Here is a 16213-nt window from a genome sequence, read left to right on the forward strand (position 1 = left end):
GACACCGCAAATCTAGATCTAGGCAAACGGGGTATCCGTACGGGGCCACACATACGCCGGCTTCGCCACAGCAACACGCCGCGTGCGGCCTTGCCGGCGGCCCTCCTACCATCCCGAAGCATGAATGCAGCTCCACCCTAAGGCTACTGTCGGCGCCGTGCATGATGGTGCCAAATGCAAGGCAATGGCGTTGCACACGATTGCCAAGGGGGGGACATGTCCGGTCAGTTTCCAGAGGCCGCTGCGCCGCAGGGCCTGGTCATCGTGGTCGCGGTGACCGCGAACGAGCCCGCAGGCTGGGAGGCATCCGTGATACAGCGCCTGCGTGCCTCCGGCACCAGCCGCATCGTCGTGCGAGCTCCGGATGCGATGCGCCTGCCCGGCAAGGCCGGCGGTGCCTCCGGTGGCGTGCCTGCGCAGCAGGAGCAGCAGGAGCAGCAGGCATGCGGGCCGGTGACGGCGATCGTCGACCTCACCGGCGAGCTCGATACGGGCTGGTGCGGCCACGCCGTCGAGGGCGTATGGCGTCTCTGCGACGGACGCGGGCTGCCACCGGGCGATCCGTACCACGGCCTGGAAACCCACGCCAATGGCGCCGGCATCGTGCTGGAACTGGTGGCCTGGAAGGATGCGGGCGTATTCCTGGTCGACACCGCCCGCGGCTATGCCGAACCCTGCGAGAAGATTCCGCGCGAACGTCTTGCCGTCATGGGCGCGTCGCTGCTCGACGGTGCGCTGCGCGAGATCCGTGCCCTTGGCGGGCTGGCCGGGCGTGCGGCGTGGCAGGGGAAGCGGCGGGCGCGCCCCGCCGCATGGCAGCGCTTGCTCTGGCGCACGCGCGCGCTCGCCGCTCACGCGGCCATCCAGCTCAAGGGGTTCCTGCTGGTCGAGCACTGGATGATCGGGCTCGTCGACATGACGTTTGCCGAGGCCGTGCGCGCGCAGCAGCTGCCGGTGCGCTGGCTTGGCACGCGCACGTCTTCGCATTGCTGGGCTGATCCCTTCGGCGTGCCAGGCAGGCCAGACGAAATCTATTGCGAGGAAGTCGACCTGCGCGAGGGGCTCGGCCGCATCGTCAGGCTGAAGCTGGGCGCGCACGATGTGCCGACCGGTGCCGGGCAGGTCGATCTGGGACTGCCGGGGCATCTGTCGTTTCCGTACCTGTTCCGCCACGACGGCGCGCTGTACTGCGTGGCCGAGTCGTCGCAGAGCCGGCGCTGCGTGCTGAACCGCCAGGACGAGGCAGGCGGCTGGCAGCAGGTCGCCGTGCTGCTGGAAGACGTCGCGGCGGTCGACCCCACCATCTTCGAGCATGACGGCCGCTTCTGGCTGCTCTACACCGATGTCGCGATGGGGCAGTTCGACAACGTCTGCCTGTGCCATGCCGACAACCTGCTCGGGCCATGGCAACCGCACGCGCAGAACCCGGTCAGGTTCGACAATATGTCGGCGCGCGCGGCCGGCTCGGTGGTGCGCGATGCCGGCCAACTGCTGCGGGTGGCGCAGGTGTGCAAGAGCGGCTACGGGCAGGCCATCGCGGTCAACCGCATCGTGCATTGCACGCCGGAGTTCTACCGGGAAGAGACCGTGGGGTGCGTCATGCCCGATGGCGATCGCCTCAACCCGGATGGCCTGCATACCCTGTCGGACTGGGGCGACCGCGTCGTGGTCGATGGCAAGCGCCACCTGTTCGACGCAGGCCTGCTCTGGCACCGGATCCTGACCCGTGCCGGCCGTGCCTTGCGCCTGCCGGCGCCTACTTGAAGCCCATCTCGCGAAGCATCACGGCGTTGACCTTGTGCACGTCGTACTTGGCCTCGGCGATCTGGCGGGAGCGCTGGCCCATGCGCACGACGCGCTCCCAGTCCTCGATCAGCTGCATCATGGCCTGCTCCAGCGCGCCGACGGACTTGACCGGCACCAGCACGCCGTTGTCGCCGTCGACCACGGTTTCGCGGCAGCCGGGGGCATCGGTGGTGATGACCGGGCGGCCCATTGCCATGGCTTCGAGCACGGAGCGCGGCGTGCCTTCGCCGTACGAGGGCAGCACATAGACGTTGCAGCCGGCGATGGCGGGCCGCACATCCGACAGGCGCCCGAGGTAGTCGACGGTGCCGTCCGCGATCCAGGCGTCCAGCTCGTGCTGCGCGATGGCATCCGGGCTGGCGTCGATGAAGCCTGCCAGGCTGAAGCGGGCGCCGGCGCGACGGGCCCTGACCCGCCGCGCCGCCTCGGCATACTCGCGCACGCCCTTGTCGCCAAGCAGGCGCGCGATCAGCAGGAAGCGCGGACCGTCGTCGGGCAGGGGCGCCACCTGGAAGCTGCCGACGTCCACGCCCGAGCCGTTGACGATGCACGAACGCTTGCCTGCGGGCAGGATATTCAGCCGGCGGAACAGGGCCTCGTCGTCAGGATTCTGGAAAAAGGTCGTATGCGCGCGGCCGAGCGCCAGCGCATACAATCGCTGCACCACCGCACGCAGACGGCTTCTGCCACTGTCCTCGCGGAACGCGTAGCCAAGCCCGGTGATCAGGGCGAAGCGGCGCGGCACGCGCGCCAGCCAGGCGGCCAGCAAGCCATAGATCACCGGCTTGATGGTGTAGCACATCACGCTGTCCGGACGGATCCGCCGCATCAGCCGATGCAGCGCGAGCAGCGAGCGGGCATCGGCCAGCGGGTTCATGCCGGTGCGTTCGAGGGCTACGTCATGCACGATCACGCCGCGCGACTCCAGCGCGGTGCGCACCGGGGCGCCCGCGGGCAGGCCCGGTGCCGCCACATGCATCTCCACGCCCTTTTCCTGCAAGGCCGCGATGAGCGGACCGCGAAAATTGAGCAGTGACTCGCCGAAGCTGGCGATCATCAGGAAGCGCATGCCGGTCTCCCGCTAAGCAACGGCCTCGCAGGCCTCATTGTCAAAGGTTGGCTGCTGTACGCGCTCGTGCGCCAGCCACGCCTGGAACATCAGCACGCACCACAGCGGATGCTGCCAGTTGCGCCGTCCGGACAGATGCTCGGCCCAGCGGCTGCGGATCGGTTCCGGATCCAGGTAGCCCTGCTGGCGCAGGCGCCGCTCGTCAAGGAGGTCCTCGGCCCAGTCGCGCAGCGGCCCGCGCAGCCACGCGTCGATCGGAATGCCGAAGCCCATCTTCGGACGCTCGATCAGCGCCTTGGGCACATAGCGGTCGAGTACCTGGCGCAGCACCCACTTGGTGGTGTATCCGCCGGCTTCCTTGCGCACCTTGCAGGCCAGCGGCAGGCGCCAGGCGAACTCGACCACGCGGTGATCCAGGAACGGTATGCGTGTCTCCAGGCTGTGCCGCATGGCCGCGCGGTCCACCTTGGTGAGGATGTCGTCGGGCAGGTAGCCCAGCATGTCCAGCGCCATCATGCGCTCGACGTCGGTCAGGGCATCGAGGGCCGGCACGACGCTGTCCGGCTCCGTGCCGCCGATGACAAGCGTCTGCGGGTGGTGCCAGTGGGACACCATGCCGCGATACAGTTCGGCCGACGAGCGCGCGGCCATGACGCCGGCTCCCTTGTGGACCTTCTCGCCGAGATTGTTCCAGCGTGAGGCGATGGGGAGGGTGGCAGCGAGCTGGTCGATGCGATGCGGGGAGAGGCGCGTCAGTCCCCATGCCGCAGCGGCGCGCACGGAAGAGGGGACGCGCGACAGCCGTTGCCACAGCTCGGCAGTGATCTGGTAGCGGTTGTAGCCGCCGAACAGCTCGTCGCCGGCGTCGCCGGACAGCGACACGGTGACATGCCGCCGCGCCAGCTGGCTGACCAGCAGCGTCGGGATCTGCGAGGAGTCGGCGAACGGCTCGTCGTAGCTGGCGGGTAATTCCGGGATCACCGCCATCGCATGTTCCGGCGTGACGTACAGCTCCGTGTGGCTGGTTCCGAGGTGCTGCGCGACCGCCTTGGCGTATGCGGCCTCGCTGTAGTCCGAATTGTGGAAGCCGATGGAGAAGGTGCGCACCGGCTGCGACGATTGCGCCTGCATCAGCGCCACCACCGTAGACGAATCGACGCCGCCGGACAGGAAGGCACCGAGCGGCACGTCCGCCATCATCTGGCGGCCCACCGCGTCGCGCAGCAGCGCCTGCAGGCTGTCCACGGCCTCCTCGGGGGTGCCGGGGAAAGGATGCCGCACGCCATCGAGCGCCGCCGCGGCGCCCGACCAATAGGGACGCAGCACGGGCTCAGGGGCCCGCAGCGAGAGCGTCAGCAGATGCGCGGGCGGCAGCTTGGCGATGTTCTGGTAGATCGAATGGCTGCCGGCCACATTGTTGTGGCGCATGAACAGGCATAGCGCGTCGCGGTTGATGCTGCCCTCGAACGCCGGATGCCGCCGCAGTGCCTTCAGCTCCGACCCGAAAACGAAGGTGCGCGCCTGGCCTGTCCCCTGCCAGCCGTAGTAGAGCGGCTTTTCGCCGAGGCGGTCCCGCGCCAGTGTCAGGATGCCCGTCTGCCGGTCCCATAACGCAAAGGCGAACATGCCCTGCGCACGCCGGACCGTGGCCTCGGCGCCCCAGGCGTCGATGCCGGCAAGCAGCGTTTCGGTGTCGGAGTGGCCCCGCCAGCGCGGCGCGGCCCCCGCTCGCTCCAGCTCGGCGCGGATCTCCAGGTGGTTATAGATTTCGCCGTTGTACGCAATCACATAACGGCCGCTGGCTGCCGCCATCGGCTGTTGCCCGGCCGCGGACAGATCGACGATGGCCAGGCGCCGGTGCGCCAGGCCGAACGGCTTGTCCGGGTCGCACCAGGTGTCGCCGTGATCCGGTCCGCGATGGCGGATCTGCCTGGCCATCTCGGCCAGCAGGGCCGCACGGTCAGCCAAGGGGGCAGGTGAGCCGCCGAGAAATCCTGCGAGTCCGCACATGGTCGTTTTCCGGTTGCGCTCAGGCTTTCAATGCCTGCTGCCTCTGCACGTACCAACGCATCGCCTCCGCCAGCCCGTCGCGAATGCGGTGCGTGGGCTGGTATCCCAGCAGGCTCTGCGCCTTGCTGATGTCGGCCTGGCTGTGGCGCACATCGCCCGCCCGGAAGCCGCGATAGACCGGCTGGGTACCGGCGGCAACGCCATAGGGCAGCAGCCCGTCGCGAAGCAGCTCGAACAGCGTGGTCAGCGTGGTGCGATCGCCGACCGCGACGTTGTAGACCTGGCTGGCCGACTCGCGGTGTTCGCTGGTGGCGGCCAGCAGGTTGACCTGCACGGCGTTTGCGACGTAGCAGAAGTCGCGGCTGGTCTCGCCGTCGCCGTTGATGCAGACGGCCTCGTGCCGCAGCAGCGCCGCGATCCATTTCGGAATCACGGCGGCGTAGGCACCGTTCGGATCCTGGCGCGGCCCGAATACGTTGAAATAGCGCAGGCCTACGGCATGCACGCCATAGCACCGGTGGAACACGTCGGCATACAGCTCGTTGGCGTACTTGGTGACCGCATAGGGGCTCAATGGCTTGCCTATGAGGTCTTCCACCTTGGGCAGGCCCGGATGGTCGCCATAGGTGCTGCTGCTGGCCGCATAGACGAAGGTCTTGACCTGCGCGTCGCGGGCGGCGACCAGCATGTTCAGGAATCCGGTGATATTCACGCTGTGGGTCGAGACCGGATCCTCGAGGCTGCGGGGCACGGAGCCGAGCGCCGCCTGGTGCAGCACAAAGTCCACCGGATGCAGGCCGGCGGCCGTGCCCGCGCGCGCGGGCGCACGGAACAGCATGGCGTTGCGGCAATGCTCCGGGTTGCGGATGTCCCCCTCGATGAACTGGAAGTTGGCCCACTGCCTGGGCGGCACCAGCGCCTCGACCTCGCACAGGTTGCGGCGGTGCCCGGTGGAAAAATTGTCCAGGCCGACCACGCGCTGGTCGAGCCGCAACAGCGCTTCCAGCAAATTGCTGCCGATGAACCCGGCGACGCCGGTGATGAGCCACGTGCGCGGCGTGGCGGCCAGGCGGGTCTTCAGGTGCGCGTAGGCGTTCTCATGCATGGGCGGTGGCTCCATGGCGCGGTTTCGGGTGGGTTTCCGTGCGTGACTACAGGCGTCCGTCGACCTCGCTGCGGGGCAGGATGCCTTTCACGTCGAACAGCACCGCGTGCTCCTTGCCGAAAGCCTTGATCGCCCGCACGCCCATGGTGACGAACTGGTGGTGCGCGACGGCCAGCACGATGGCATCGTAGTGGTCGTGCCGGGGGGCCTGGCGCAGGCATGCCAGCCCGTATTCCGCTTCGGCGTCCTCGATATTGATCCAGGGGTCGTAGACGTCGATCTCGGCGTTGTAGCCGCGCAGCGTCGTCACGATGTCGACCGCCTTGGTGTTGCGCACGTCCGGGCAGTTCTCCTTGAAGGTCAGGCCGAGCACCAGCACGCGGCTGCCAAGTACCGGGATGCCCCGGCGCAGCATCAGCTTCACCACCTCGTCGGCGACATGGATCGCCATGCGGTCGTTGATGCGCCGGCCGGCAAGGATGACCTGCGGGTGGTAGCCGACCTCCTGCGCCTTGTGCGTGAGATAGTAGGGATCGACGCCGATGCAGTGCCCGCCGACCAGGCCCGGGCGGAACGGCAGGAAGTTCCACTTGGTGCCGGCGGCCTTGAGCACTTCGAGCGTGTCGATATCGAGCTTGTGGAACAGCAGGCTGAGTTCGTTCATCAGCGCGATGTTCACGTCGCGCTGGGTGTTCTCGATGACCTTCGCGGCTTCCGCCACACGGATGCTGCTGGCGCGGTGCGTGCCGGCCACGATGATCTTGCGGTAGAGCGCGTCGATGGCCTCGCTGACCTCTGGCGTGCTGCCGCTGGTGACCTTGCGGATATCCGGCAGCCGGTGTTCCTTGTCGCCGGGGTTGATGCGCTCCGGGCTGTATCCGCAGAAGAAGTCTTCATTGAATTTCAGCCCGCTGTGCCGCTCCAGCACCGGCACGCAGATTTCCTCGGTAGCGCCCGGATACACGGTCGATTCATAGATCACCACCGAGCCCGGTGCCATCGCCTTGCCCACGGTCTCGCTAGCCAGGATCAGCGGTGTCAGGTCGGGGCGCTTGGCACGGTCCACCGGCGTGGGCACGGTCACGATAAAGACCTGGCAATCCTTCAGCGCGCCGGGATCGCTGCTGTAGCGCAGGTGGCGCGCGCTGCGCAGTTCGTCGGCACTGACTTCCAGCGTGGCGTCATGGCCGGTGCGCAGTTCTTCGATGCGTGCGGCGTTGATATCGAAGCCCACGACCGGCTGCTGCTTGCCGAACTCCACGGCGAGCGGCAGGCCGACATAGCCCAGCCCGATGATGGCGACTTGTGCGTGACTGAAGTCCATGACAGTGATCTTCCGAGTTGTTGCGAGCCTGCCGGCAACGGCGTGGAAAGCCAGGTTCGTGAAAATTATCGTGCGCGGCCAGTACGCCGTGCGCGGGGATTCGTGCCTTGGCGTACACAAGCCGGCACGCGTGCGGCAGTTGCAGCCTGCGTCATGCCACCCCGATCTCGTTGCGGCCTGTTTCCCCTGAGATGCGGGACAACAGGCCTTCCCAGCGCGCGGCGATCTCGGCCGGCGCGAACTTGTGCACATTGCGCCGGCCGGCGTCGGCCAGGCGGGAGGCAAGCTCGGGACTGGCAATTACCGCCGCGATCTCGTGCGCCAGCGCGGCGGGATCGTCGACCGGGCTGAGCCGGGCGTTTTCGCCGTGGGTGAGCAAGGCCCTCACGCCCGTCTCGCAGTTGGTGGCGACGATCGGCAGGCCGTACGCCATGGCCTCCACCAGTACCAGCGAGAAGCCTTCATACCGGGAACTGAGGCACAGCATGGCGGCGTCCCGGTACACCGATTCGATATCGCTGCGCGCCGGTTCGAGGCGCACGCATTGCTGCAGGCCAAGCCGGTCGCGCAGCTGTGTCAGCGATGCCAGCAGTTCGCCGTTGCCCACGATTCGCAACGTCCAGTCGGGAAAGGCCTTGGCGATGGGCACCCATGCCTGCAGCAGCACGTCGAAACCCTTGACGTCGGTCAGGCGCCCCACGGCGACGGCCGTGCGCGAGGTGCGCGCAGCGGGCTGGACGGGAACGGGAATGGGCAGCGAGTTGGGGATGACTTCGACCCTGCTGCAGCGCAAGTTGCGTACCCATTTCTCGCGGTCCAGTTCGGTCAGCACCACGATCCGCCGGCAAGTGCGCGCGCTCAGGCGGCGCGCAAGGCGGCGCAACGGCAGCCCCAGGTCCTGATCGAGGTTGCAGTGCTCCCAGGCAATGCGGCGCACACCGAGTCCCAGGCACGCCGGCAGTGTGAACAGCGTCAGCAGCGGGTCGACTTCCACCAGCAAGGCAATCCCATGCTGCCTGACGTAGCGGCGAATGCGGGCGACGGCGTGCAGGAAGTGCGTGCGGAAGGAGGGAGACTGGTCGAACAGCGCCTCATGCCGGACCGCCGGGTCGAGCGGGAAGCAGCTGCGGCGATCGCCCAGGCAGAGGATGTGGATGCGGTGCCCGCGCCTGGCCAGCTCGTTCGCCACCGTGGCGGTCATGCGCTCGGCGCCGCCGAATACGTTCAGCGTCCCGGTCAGGAAGCAGATCGCCGGCCCTTGCGTCGCGCCGGCTTGCGGCTGCCCGCCGGCCTTAGCGGTAGCGCGCGGCGGCATCGGTGGCCTCCACTTGTGCCGGCGCGCTGGCGCGTGCATACCTGGCGTACAGGCGCAGCCAGTCGCGCGCGATGAGTTCGATATTGAACCTGGTCGCGATGTGCTTGTGCCGCGCTGCCTCGTCGGCAGGCCCTCCCCGGCCCTGCGAGACGGCGTCGCGAATGGCCCGTGCCAGCGCCGGCGTATCTCCACGCGGAACCAGCGTGCCGATACCGCGGACCATGGCGGGGACACCCGACGCATCCGTGGCGACGACCGGGCAGCCGCTCGACAGCGCCTCGCCCACCACCAGCGGCATGCCTTCGATAACCGATGACAGCACGAACAGGTCCGCCGCATTCAGCAGCGCCGGCACGTCCATCCGCTTGCCCAGCAGCAGCACGCGTGCGCTCAGCCCGTGGTGCTCGATGCGCTGCGCCAGTGCATCGCGCTGCGGCCCTTCTCCGGCGATCATCAGGACGGTGCGGTCTCCGAGGGAGGCTTGCGCGAAGGCATCGATCAGGGCGGTCTGCGCCTTGTCGGCTACCAGCCGGCCCACGTTGAGGACGAGCCGGTCGTCCGGGTGCAGGCCGAGCTCGGCACGGGTGGCGGCGCGCTGCCCGGCGCTGGGCCGGTAGCGGGTCGTATCGAAGCCGTTGGGCACATAGATGATGCGCGACGCGGGTGCCGCGCGCACGTCGATCATGCGCTGCCGGCCCTCGTCGCTGACCTGGGTGGTGAGATCGGCCCAGCGGTCGGTGAGGCGATACGCCAGCATGCGCAACGCCCCGCCCTCGAAGTAGTTGTGTGCCGTGCAGATCGTGGCGGGGACCGTGCACACGCGCGTCAGCAAGCGTGCCATCAGGTTGGCATGAACCATGTGGGAGTGGACGACGTCCGGGCGCCAGCGCAGCACGAACTGCCGGATCTGCATGAGTGTGGCCAGCAGCGCCGCCGGCGTCTTGCGCATGTTCAGCATCAGAAGCTCGATGCCTTCCGGGAGCGTCAGTTCGCAGCCCGGCATCAGGCTCACCACGGAGACCGCGTGTCCCAGCGATCGGTATTGCAGCGCGAGCGCGGCCACCTGCTGTTCAGCGCCGCCCAGTTGCAGGCAGGTGATGAGCAGCAGGATGCGCATCGGTATGGCGGAAGTTCCATTCTGGCTCTGATCCATCTGGGCTCCGGCGACATGGTCTGTGCGGTTCGTTCCAGTGACGTTATCGCAACCGCATGGCGGCATCCGTGCGGCGTCGAACGCAAGCCTCGCCTGGCGCGCCGCTTTCCGTCGTGGCTGGAATGCGACCGGTGGGAGACGGGTTCACCGTGCCGGCCAGAATGCCGGGCGCCGCCCGCTGTGCAGGCCCGCGGAACCTGCGCGATCACCATCCGTGCGCAGTGGCATCGGGGACGCCAGGTGGGACGCCGCGCCGGTGCGGGTGTGGTCCGCATACAGCCGCAGCCAGGTGCGGGCGATGGCCTCGATGCTGAAAGCGGAATCGATGTGCCGATGCCGCGCCGCTTCGTCCGTGGCCGCGCCACGTCCGCGCGAGAGAGCGTCACGCATGGCCCGGGCCAGTGCGGCCGGATCCCCGCGCGGCACGACGGTGCCGACGCCGCCCACCATCGTCGCCACGCCTGAGGCATCTGTGGCCACGACCGGGCAGCCGCACGCCAGCGCTTCGCCCACCACCAGCGGCATCCCTTCAATCCGTGACGACAGCACGAACAGGTCCGCTGCGTTCAGCAGGGCAGGCACGTCCTGCCGCCTGCCCAGCAACCGCACCCGGCCGTCCAGGCCATGTGCGGCAACGCACTGCGCCAGCGTGTCGCGCAGCGGGCCGTCGCCGGCGATCATCAGTATCGCGTTGGGCGCGGGGGACAGTTGCGCAAAGGCATCGATCAGGTCCGTCTGCGCCTTTTCCCAGACGAGCCGCCCCACATTGAGGACGAGCTGATCGTCGCCGTGCAGTCCGAGCGCGGCCCGCGCGGCGGTCCGCGCCTGCGCGCCGGGGCGGTAGCGGGCCGTATCGATGCCGTTGGGGACGACGATGATCCGCTGTTCGGGCGCCGCGCGGGACGCGATCATGACCTGGCGGCCTTCGTCGCTGACGTGGGTAGTGAGGTCGCTCCAGTGATCGGTGAGGCGGTAGGCCAGCATGCGCAGCGAGCCGCCCTCGAAGAAGCTGTGCGCCGTGCAGATCGTGGCCGGGACCGGGCACAGGCGCGACAGCATGCGGGCAAACAGGTTGGCATGGATCATGTGGGCGTGGACGACGTCCGGGCGCCATTGCAGCACGAAGCGGCGTACTTGCACGAGCGCGGCCAGCAATGACAGCGGCGTCTTGCGCATGGTCAGCATCACGGCTTCGACGCAATCGGGCAGCGCCACCTCGCTGCCAGGCAAAAGGCTGACCACCGATACCCGGTGCCCCAGCGCCACGTACTCGCGCGCGAGCGCCGCCACTTGCTGCTCTGCGCCGCCCAGCTGCAGGCAGGTGACGAGCAGCATGATCCGCATCGGCCCGCTGCGCTTCCCCTGTTGGCGCTGATCCATCTTGTCTCCGGTGGCGTGACGTGGCGTAGCGCACCCTATCGCGCCGACAGGGCGGTATCTGTGCGCTGCCCAACGCAGGCGGATGACGGGCGGAACACTGTGGTGCAAGCCACGTTCCGACAGCCGTGGGCGCTTCACAGGGGCGGACGAATCCGGTTAGATATCTCCTCGATACCGTTCAGAAGTGGGAAAGGATCATGAAGCGTGTTCTTGATGTCGTCCTCGCGTCGGTGGCGCTGCTGGTGCTGGCGCTCCCTCTCCTGATCGTGATGGGCCTGGTTCGGCGCAAGCTGGGCAGCCCGGTGTTCTTCCGGCAGACGCGGGCCGGTCTCGATGGCAAGCCCTTTGAAGTCATCAAGTTCCGCACCATGACGGACGAGCGCGGTGCCGATGGCGAGCTGCTGCCCGACGCGCAACGCATCACGCCGTTCGGCTGGACGATCCGGCGCACCAGCATCGACGAGCTGCCTGAGCTCTGGTGCGTGCTGAAGGGAGAGATGAGCCTGGTGGGGCCGCGCCCGTTGCCTGCGTTCTACCTGCCGCTTTACTCGGCGGAACAGGCGCGGCGGCTGGCCGTCAAGCCGGGCATCACGGGCTGGGCCCAGGTCAACGGGCGCAATTCACTGAGTTGGGAGGAGAAGTTCCGGCTGGACGTCTGGTACGTGGATCACCAGTCGCTCTGGCTGGATCTCAGGATCCTGTGGCGCACGATCGGCACGGTGCTTGCCAAGGAGGACATCAGCGCCGAAGGCGAAGTCTCGGCGACCCGCTTCTGCGGGAGCGAGAAGACACCATAGGCGCCACCGGCGTCGTGGCTCGCACCGCAAACCTTGGAAATCGGCAATGCTCAATACCGGATTCTCACCCTGGCCGAGCTTCAGCCAGGAAGAGGCGCAGGCAGTGCAGCGCGTGCTGCTCTCGAACCGTGTCAACTACTGGACCGGCACCGAATGCCGCGACTTCGAAAAGGAGTTCGCGGCCTGGTGCGGCGCCGGGCATGCCATTACGCTGGCAAATGGCACGCTGGCGCTCGATGTGGCGCTGCGCGCGCTGGATATCGGGCCGGGTGACGAGGTGGTGGTCGCGCCCCGGACCTTCCTCGCCAGCGTCTCCTGCGTCGTCAACGCGGGGGCGACGCCGGTGTTCGCGGACGTCGATGCTGACAGCGGCAACCTCAGCGCCCGCACCATCGCGGCCGTGCTGACGCCGCGCACGCGCGCCCTCATCTGCGTGCACCTCGGGGGCTTGCCGTGCGACATGGATCCCATCATGGCGCTGGCACGCGAGCACGGGCTCAAGGTGATCGAGGACTGCGCGCAGGCGCACGGGGCCGTCTACAAGGGACGCATGGTCGGCACCATCGGCGATGTCGGGGCCTGGTCCTTCTGCCAGGACAAGATCATGACCACCGGGGGCGAGGGCGGCATGGTCACCACCAGCGATCCCGTGCTGTGGTCGCGCATGTGGTCGTACAAGGATCACGGCAAGAGCTGGGAGGCCATGTATGACCGCGCGCATCCGCCGGGCTTCCGCTGGGTGCACGACTCCTTCGGCACCAACTGGCGCATGACCGAGATGCAGGCCGCGATCGGCCGCATCCAGTTGCGGCGCATGGCGGACTGGCACGCCCGGCGTAGCGCCAACGCGATGGCGCTGGCCGGCGCGCTTGGCGCCTGCGACGGCCTGTACGTGCCGTTGCCGCCTGCCGGCGTGGAGCATGCCTGGTACAAGTTCCATGCGTTCGTGCAGCCGCATCGTCTCGCCGAAGGCTGGAGCCGCGACAGCATCATGGCTGCCGTCAACGCGGCGGGAGTGCCGTGCTATACCGGTGGCTGTGCCGAGGTCTACCTGGAAAAGGCCTTCGACGGAACCGGATGGCGTCCCGCCTCGCGATTGCCGGTGGCACGGGCGCTGGGCGAGACCAGCCTGATGTTCCTCGTGCATCCCACACTGACGCAAGACGAAGTGCACAGGACCGCGCAGGTAGTGCTCAGCGTGATGGAGCAGGCAACGCGCGCCGCAGCGTAATGACGAATTTCCTGTGGAACCATTACCTCTATTTCGGCGAGAGCCGCCTGGCACTGCCGCTGGCGGCCTGGATCGCAGTCTGCCTGGCGGTGGCCGGCCAGGGCATGCGCGCGCTGTGCTGGACGGTATCGTTCGGTATCGGTGCCACGCTGGTGATGGCGGCCAAGTCCGCGTTCAGCTACTCGGGCTGGTCGCTCCCGTCGCTCGGTGTCTACAGCGTCAGCGGGCATGCGATGCTGACAGCCGCGGTGTATCCCGTGCTGCTGATGCTGCTGGGCTCCGCGCTGGGCAGGTACACGGGCTGGCTCGGGCTGGCGGCGGGAGTGGCGCTGGCGCTGTTCATGCCGGTGGTGCTGGTGACGGATTTCCACCATACGGTGGGCGAGTCGCTGATCGGGCTGGGTGTCGGCCTTGCGGTTGCCGGCATGACGCTGTGGCGCTGGCAGCCGGTGCGGTTGCGCCACGCCGGCGCGACCGTGGCAATGCTGCTGCCGCTGGCGCTGCTGTTCGATCCCCGCGACGCCGTCGAAGACATGCGCGACGCGCTGCATGGCCGCGCCATGCAGTGGACCGGGGCAACCGGCGAATACTGGCGCAGTATTGATCCCGATCCTGCAACGGGGAGGCGAGTCGTCTCCGTCGGGTTCTTCAGGGCGGGCGGCGCGTGAAGCCGGGCCGGTCGTGCGCCGCATGCCGGGAGGCCCATCGGGCGAACGCGTGGCCTTCGCCCGGATTTCTCATTGAGCACGCGGGATGGCCCCCATGACACCTGCCTCGGAATTCGGCTCATTCTTTCATCTCGATCCGGCGGCCCCGCTGGTCCATCTGGCCTCTTTGGCCTCTTTGGCCTCTTCGGGCGGAGAGCCCTGGCTGCGCCCGGGCGACCTGCTGACCGGCTCCGGGCGCGATGCGCTGCGGGCGATCGTGGCGCAGGGGCGCTCGCGCGGCTGGCGGCGGATCTACGCGCCGAGCTACTACTGCCACGCGGTACTTGACGACCTCGCTGGCGACATCGACGTGCGCATGTATCCGCACGCCCCGTTCGGCGACGCCACGCCGCTCTTGCTGGCGCCGGACGAGGCGGCGATCGTTCCCGAATACTTCGGCCTGCGGGCCGAGGTTGAAGTGCAGGGCGGCAGCGTCCTGCTCGACCGCTCGCATGACCTGCTCGCCGACTGGTCCTATGCCCGTGCGCCGGACTACGTGTTCGCATCGCTGCGCAAGACCTTGCCCGTTCCCGACGGGGGGCTGGTGCGGCCACTGACCGGGCAGGCACTCACGCCCGCCCTTGCGCCCACCCCGGGGCATGCGCGCGCCGCCGCCGGCATGGCCGCTGCCATGTCGATGAAGGCCGCGTACCTGGCAGGCGCGCAGGTCGACAAGGCAACCTTCCTGGCGCTCGCGGGCGAGGCAGAAGGCAACCTGCGCAGCGACGCCGAGATCTCCGGGCCGTCCATGCTCACGCGCGTGCTGGCGCCGGCGCTTGACCTCGGCCGGATGCGGCAGCGGCGGCGCGATAACCTGGCGCTGCTGGCGGCCCGCATGGCTGGCCTGCCCGCTCGCCTGCAATGGCAGGAAACACCGGCGTACGGCATCCTGCTGTGCGCCGACGCGCCACAGCGCGACCGCATCCGGCAACGGCTGATCGCGAGGGATGTCTACCCGGCGGTCTTGTGGCCCATGACCTGGCCCGCCGCCACCGAGGACAACCGCCGGCTGTCCGGGCGCATCCTGGTCGTGCATGCCGACCATCGCTATGGCCCGCGAGACATCGAGCGCCTTGCCGAAATCATTCTGGACGTTGCCACCAATCCCGATACTTCCGACGAGGATCGATGATGAAGACCAATCTACTGGAGACTTCCAGCGCCGAATGGCTCGCGGTGCTCCAGCGTTGCCGGCATGACAGCCACCACATGCCGGGCTGGTTGCGGGCATCGCAGCACGAAGGCGGCGGCAAGCCATTTGCCGTCCACGTCACGGACGGCAGCCACGAGTTGTTGTTGCCGCTGCTGAACCGGGACATCAACGGCAAGGACTGGGACGCGAGTTCACCCTACGGGTTTGCCGGCCCCGTCGTCAGCGACGACGCCCCGCCCTCGTTCGTCGACGAGGCCATGACGGCGGCCATGGCGCTGCTGCGCGAGCAGGGCTGCGTCTCGTGCTTTATCCGGCTGAATCCGATCGTCAATGCGCAATGGCGCAGTTCCGTTGGCACGCTGATCGAGCATGGCCTGACGATCTCGATCGACCTGTCCAAGAGCGAGGCCGAGCACTGGCGGGACACCTCGCACGGGCACAGGCTGGAGATTTCCAAGGCAATGCGGGCCGGGGTCACGGTGCGCATGGATGAGACGCTGGCAACGCTGCCGCATTTCATCCGTCTCTACAACGCGTCGATGGACAGGCTGCGTGCATCCGACTACTACTTCTTCGACGATGCCTACCACTACAGCCTGGCCCGGGAGCTCGGTGACCGGCTGCGGCTGTTTGTGGCGGAAGAGGACGGCGTCATCATCGGCGGCGCGACGGTCACGGTGTCCGGCGAAGGCGGCATCCTGCAGGGCCACCTGATGGGCATCGACGCCCGATACCGGCACCGGCAGCCGAGCAAGATCCTGCTGCACGCCATCCGACAGTGGGGACGGGAGCAGGGGCACCGGTACTACCACCTCGGCGGAGGCCTGGGCGGATCGGCGGAGGATTCGCTGTTCCGCTTCAAGCGCGGGTTTTCGCCGGACACGCATGCATTCAGCACGCAGCGCGTGGTGGTGGATGCCGACAAGTACCAGGCGCTGTGCGGCGGAGCGCCCGAGGTGCTGGAGGACCTGAGCGGGTTCTTCCCGGGTTATCGCAAGTAAGGCGGCAAGTCAGGCAAGCAGACGTTCAGGGACCAGCAGCAAACAAAGGCCGCCCGTTGAGGCGTAATGCTGTTCAATTAACCACAGTCGTTCCCGCGCAGGCGGGAACCCAGTGACTTCATCCTCGCAGGGGACGTGAAAGACGCTGGATTCCCGCCTGCG

Annotated in this window: 13 protein-coding genes; 6 read left to right on the forward strand and 7 right to left on the reverse strand. The window is 68.0% G+C overall.

Features of this window, described 5'->3' with window-relative positions; all coding sequences use genetic code 11:
• The first annotated feature begins 216 nt into the window (after positions 1-216).
• Positions 217-1764, forward strand: a complete 1548-nt coding sequence (locus tag JTE92_RS00060; RefSeq protein WP_239477789.1) for a glucosamine inositolphosphorylceramide transferase family protein — start codon at positions 217-219, stop codon at positions 1762-1764.
• Here the strand turns inward: JTE92_RS00060 and JTE92_RS00065 are convergent.
• The 7 genes from JTE92_RS00065 to JTE92_RS00095 all read right to left on the reverse strand — a co-directional run bounded on the left by JTE92_RS00065 (position 1757) and on the right by JTE92_RS00095 (position 11162).
• Positions 1757-2875, reverse strand: a complete 1119-nt coding sequence (locus JTE92_RS00065) for a glycosyltransferase family 4 protein (RefSeq protein ID WP_063237663.1) — start codon at positions 2873-2875, stop codon at positions 1757-1759. The two genes, JTE92_RS00060 and JTE92_RS00065, sit on opposite strands and share 8 nt — an antisense overlap.
• 12 nt (positions 2876-2887) lie before the next feature.
• Positions 2888-4885, reverse strand: a complete 1998-nt coding sequence (gene asnB / locus JTE92_RS00070; RefSeq protein WP_063237664.1) for an asparagine synthase (glutamine-hydrolyzing) — start codon at positions 4883-4885, stop codon at positions 2888-2890.
• A gap of 19 nt (positions 4886-4904) precedes the next feature.
• Positions 4905-5990 (reverse strand): NAD-dependent epimerase/dehydratase family protein, encoded by a 1086-nt coding sequence (locus tag JTE92_RS00075; protein WP_063237665.1) that lies wholly within the window; start codon positions 5988-5990, stop codon positions 4905-4907.
• Between the two features lie 46 nt (positions 5991-6036).
• Positions 6037-7314 (reverse strand): Vi polysaccharide biosynthesis UDP-N-acetylglucosamine C-6 dehydrogenase TviB, encoded by a 1278-nt coding sequence (gene tviB, locus JTE92_RS00080; protein ID WP_063237666.1) that lies wholly within the window; start codon positions 7312-7314, stop codon positions 6037-6039.
• 151 nt (positions 7315-7465) lie between these two features.
• Positions 7466-8629 carry a glycosyltransferase family 4 protein gene (locus JTE92_RS00085; RefSeq protein WP_084254477.1) on the reverse strand — a complete coding sequence of 388 codons (1164 nt, stop codon included), beginning with the start codon at positions 8627-8629 and terminating at the stop codon, positions 7466-7468.
• The gene (locus JTE92_RS00090) at positions 8607-9746 is read right to left on the reverse strand and encodes a glycosyltransferase (protein ID WP_063237667.1); all 1140 of its coding nucleotides are present in this window, start codon (positions 9744-9746) and stop codon (positions 8607-8609) included. The genes JTE92_RS00085 and JTE92_RS00090 overlap by 23 nt, the downstream gene beginning before the upstream one ends.
• A 180-nt stretch (positions 9747-9926) precedes the next feature.
• Positions 9927-11162, reverse strand: a complete 1236-nt coding sequence (locus tag JTE92_RS00095) for a glycosyltransferase (protein WP_232353401.1) — start codon at positions 11160-11162, stop codon at positions 9927-9929.
• 197 nt (positions 11163-11359) lie between these two features.
• Here JTE92_RS00095 and JTE92_RS00100 point away from each other — a divergent pair, with 197 nt between their 5' ends.
• From JTE92_RS00100 to JTE92_RS00120, 5 genes are all read left to right on the forward strand, one after another.
• Complete coding sequence (locus JTE92_RS00100) at positions 11360-11959, forward strand: sugar transferase (protein WP_063237668.1); 600 nt, start codon at positions 11360-11362, stop codon at positions 11957-11959.
• Positions 11960-12005: 46 nt separating this feature from the next.
• On the forward strand, positions 12006-13190 hold the full coding sequence (locus tag JTE92_RS00105; RefSeq protein ID WP_063237669.1) for a DegT/DnrJ/EryC1/StrS family aminotransferase: 1185 nt from the start codon (positions 12006-12008) through the stop codon (positions 13188-13190).
• On the forward strand, positions 13190-13858 hold the full coding sequence (locus tag JTE92_RS00110) for a phosphatase (RefSeq protein WP_232353400.1): 669 nt from the start codon (positions 13190-13192) through the stop codon (positions 13856-13858). Before JTE92_RS00105 ends, JTE92_RS00110 begins: the two co-directional genes overlap by 1 nt.
• Before the next feature lie 94 nt (positions 13859-13952).
• A complete protein-coding gene (locus JTE92_RS00115; protein ID WP_063237785.1) occupies positions 13953-15029 on the forward strand; it encodes a hypothetical protein in 1077 nt (358 codons plus the stop codon).
• Positions 15029-16051 carry a GNAT family N-acetyltransferase gene (locus tag JTE92_RS00120; RefSeq protein WP_232353399.1) on the forward strand — a complete coding sequence of 341 codons (1023 nt, stop codon included), beginning with the start codon at positions 15029-15031 and terminating at the stop codon, positions 16049-16051. The genes JTE92_RS00115 and JTE92_RS00120 overlap by 1 nt, the downstream gene beginning before the upstream one ends.
• The last annotated feature ends 162 nt before the right edge of the window (positions 16052-16213 follow it).

It is taken from the genome of Cupriavidus oxalaticus (assembly GCF_016894385.1).
Taxonomy (GTDB): Bacteria; Pseudomonadota; Gammaproteobacteria; order Burkholderiales; family Burkholderiaceae; genus Cupriavidus; species Cupriavidus oxalaticus.

What these genes read in the sequence shown, in the direction of transcription:
- JTE92_RS00060 (WP_239477789.1), top strand. Translation starts at nt 217, where the DNA reads ATGTCCGGTCAGTTTCCAGAGGCCGCTGCGCCGCAGGGCCTGGTCATC.
- JTE92_RS00065 (WP_063237663.1), bottom strand. Translation starts at nt 2,875, where the DNA reads ATGCGCTTCCTGATGATCGCCAGCTTCGGCGAGTCACTGCTCAATTTT.
- asnB (WP_063237664.1), bottom strand. Translation starts at nt 4,885, where the DNA reads ATGTGCGGACTCGCAGGATTTCTCGGCGGCTCACCTGCCCCCTTGGCT.
- JTE92_RS00075 (WP_063237665.1), bottom strand. Translation starts at nt 5,990, where the DNA reads ATGCATGAGAACGCCTACGCGCACCTGAAGACCCGCCTGGCCGCCACG.
- tviB (WP_063237666.1), bottom strand. Translation starts at nt 7,314, where the DNA reads ATGGACTTCAGTCACGCACAAGTCGCCATCATCGGGCTGGGCTATGTC.
- JTE92_RS00085 (WP_084254477.1), bottom strand. Translation starts at nt 8,629, where the DNA reads ATGCCGCCGCGCGCTACCGCTAAGGCCGGCGGGCAGCCGCAAGCCGGC.
- JTE92_RS00090 (WP_063237667.1), bottom strand. Translation starts at nt 9,746, where the DNA reads ATGCGCATCCTGCTGCTCATCACCTGCCTGCAACTGGGCGGCGCTGAA.
- JTE92_RS00095 (WP_232353401.1), bottom strand. Translation starts at nt 11,162, where the DNA reads ATGGATCAGCGCCAACAGGGGAAGCGCAGCGGGCCGATGCGGATCATG.
- JTE92_RS00100 (WP_063237668.1), top strand. Translation starts at nt 11,360, where the DNA reads ATGAAGCGTGTTCTTGATGTCGTCCTCGCGTCGGTGGCGCTGCTGGTG.
- JTE92_RS00105 (WP_063237669.1), top strand. Translation starts at nt 12,006, where the DNA reads ATGCTCAATACCGGATTCTCACCCTGGCCGAGCTTCAGCCAGGAAGAG.
- JTE92_RS00110 (WP_232353400.1), top strand. Translation starts at nt 13,190, where the DNA reads ATGACGAATTTCCTGTGGAACCATTACCTCTATTTCGGCGAGAGCCGC.
- JTE92_RS00115 (WP_063237785.1), top strand. Translation starts at nt 13,953, where the DNA reads ATGACACCTGCCTCGGAATTCGGCTCATTCTTTCATCTCGATCCGGCG.
- JTE92_RS00120 (WP_232353399.1), top strand. Translation starts at nt 15,029, where the DNA reads ATGAAGACCAATCTACTGGAGACTTCCAGCGCCGAATGGCTCGCGGTG.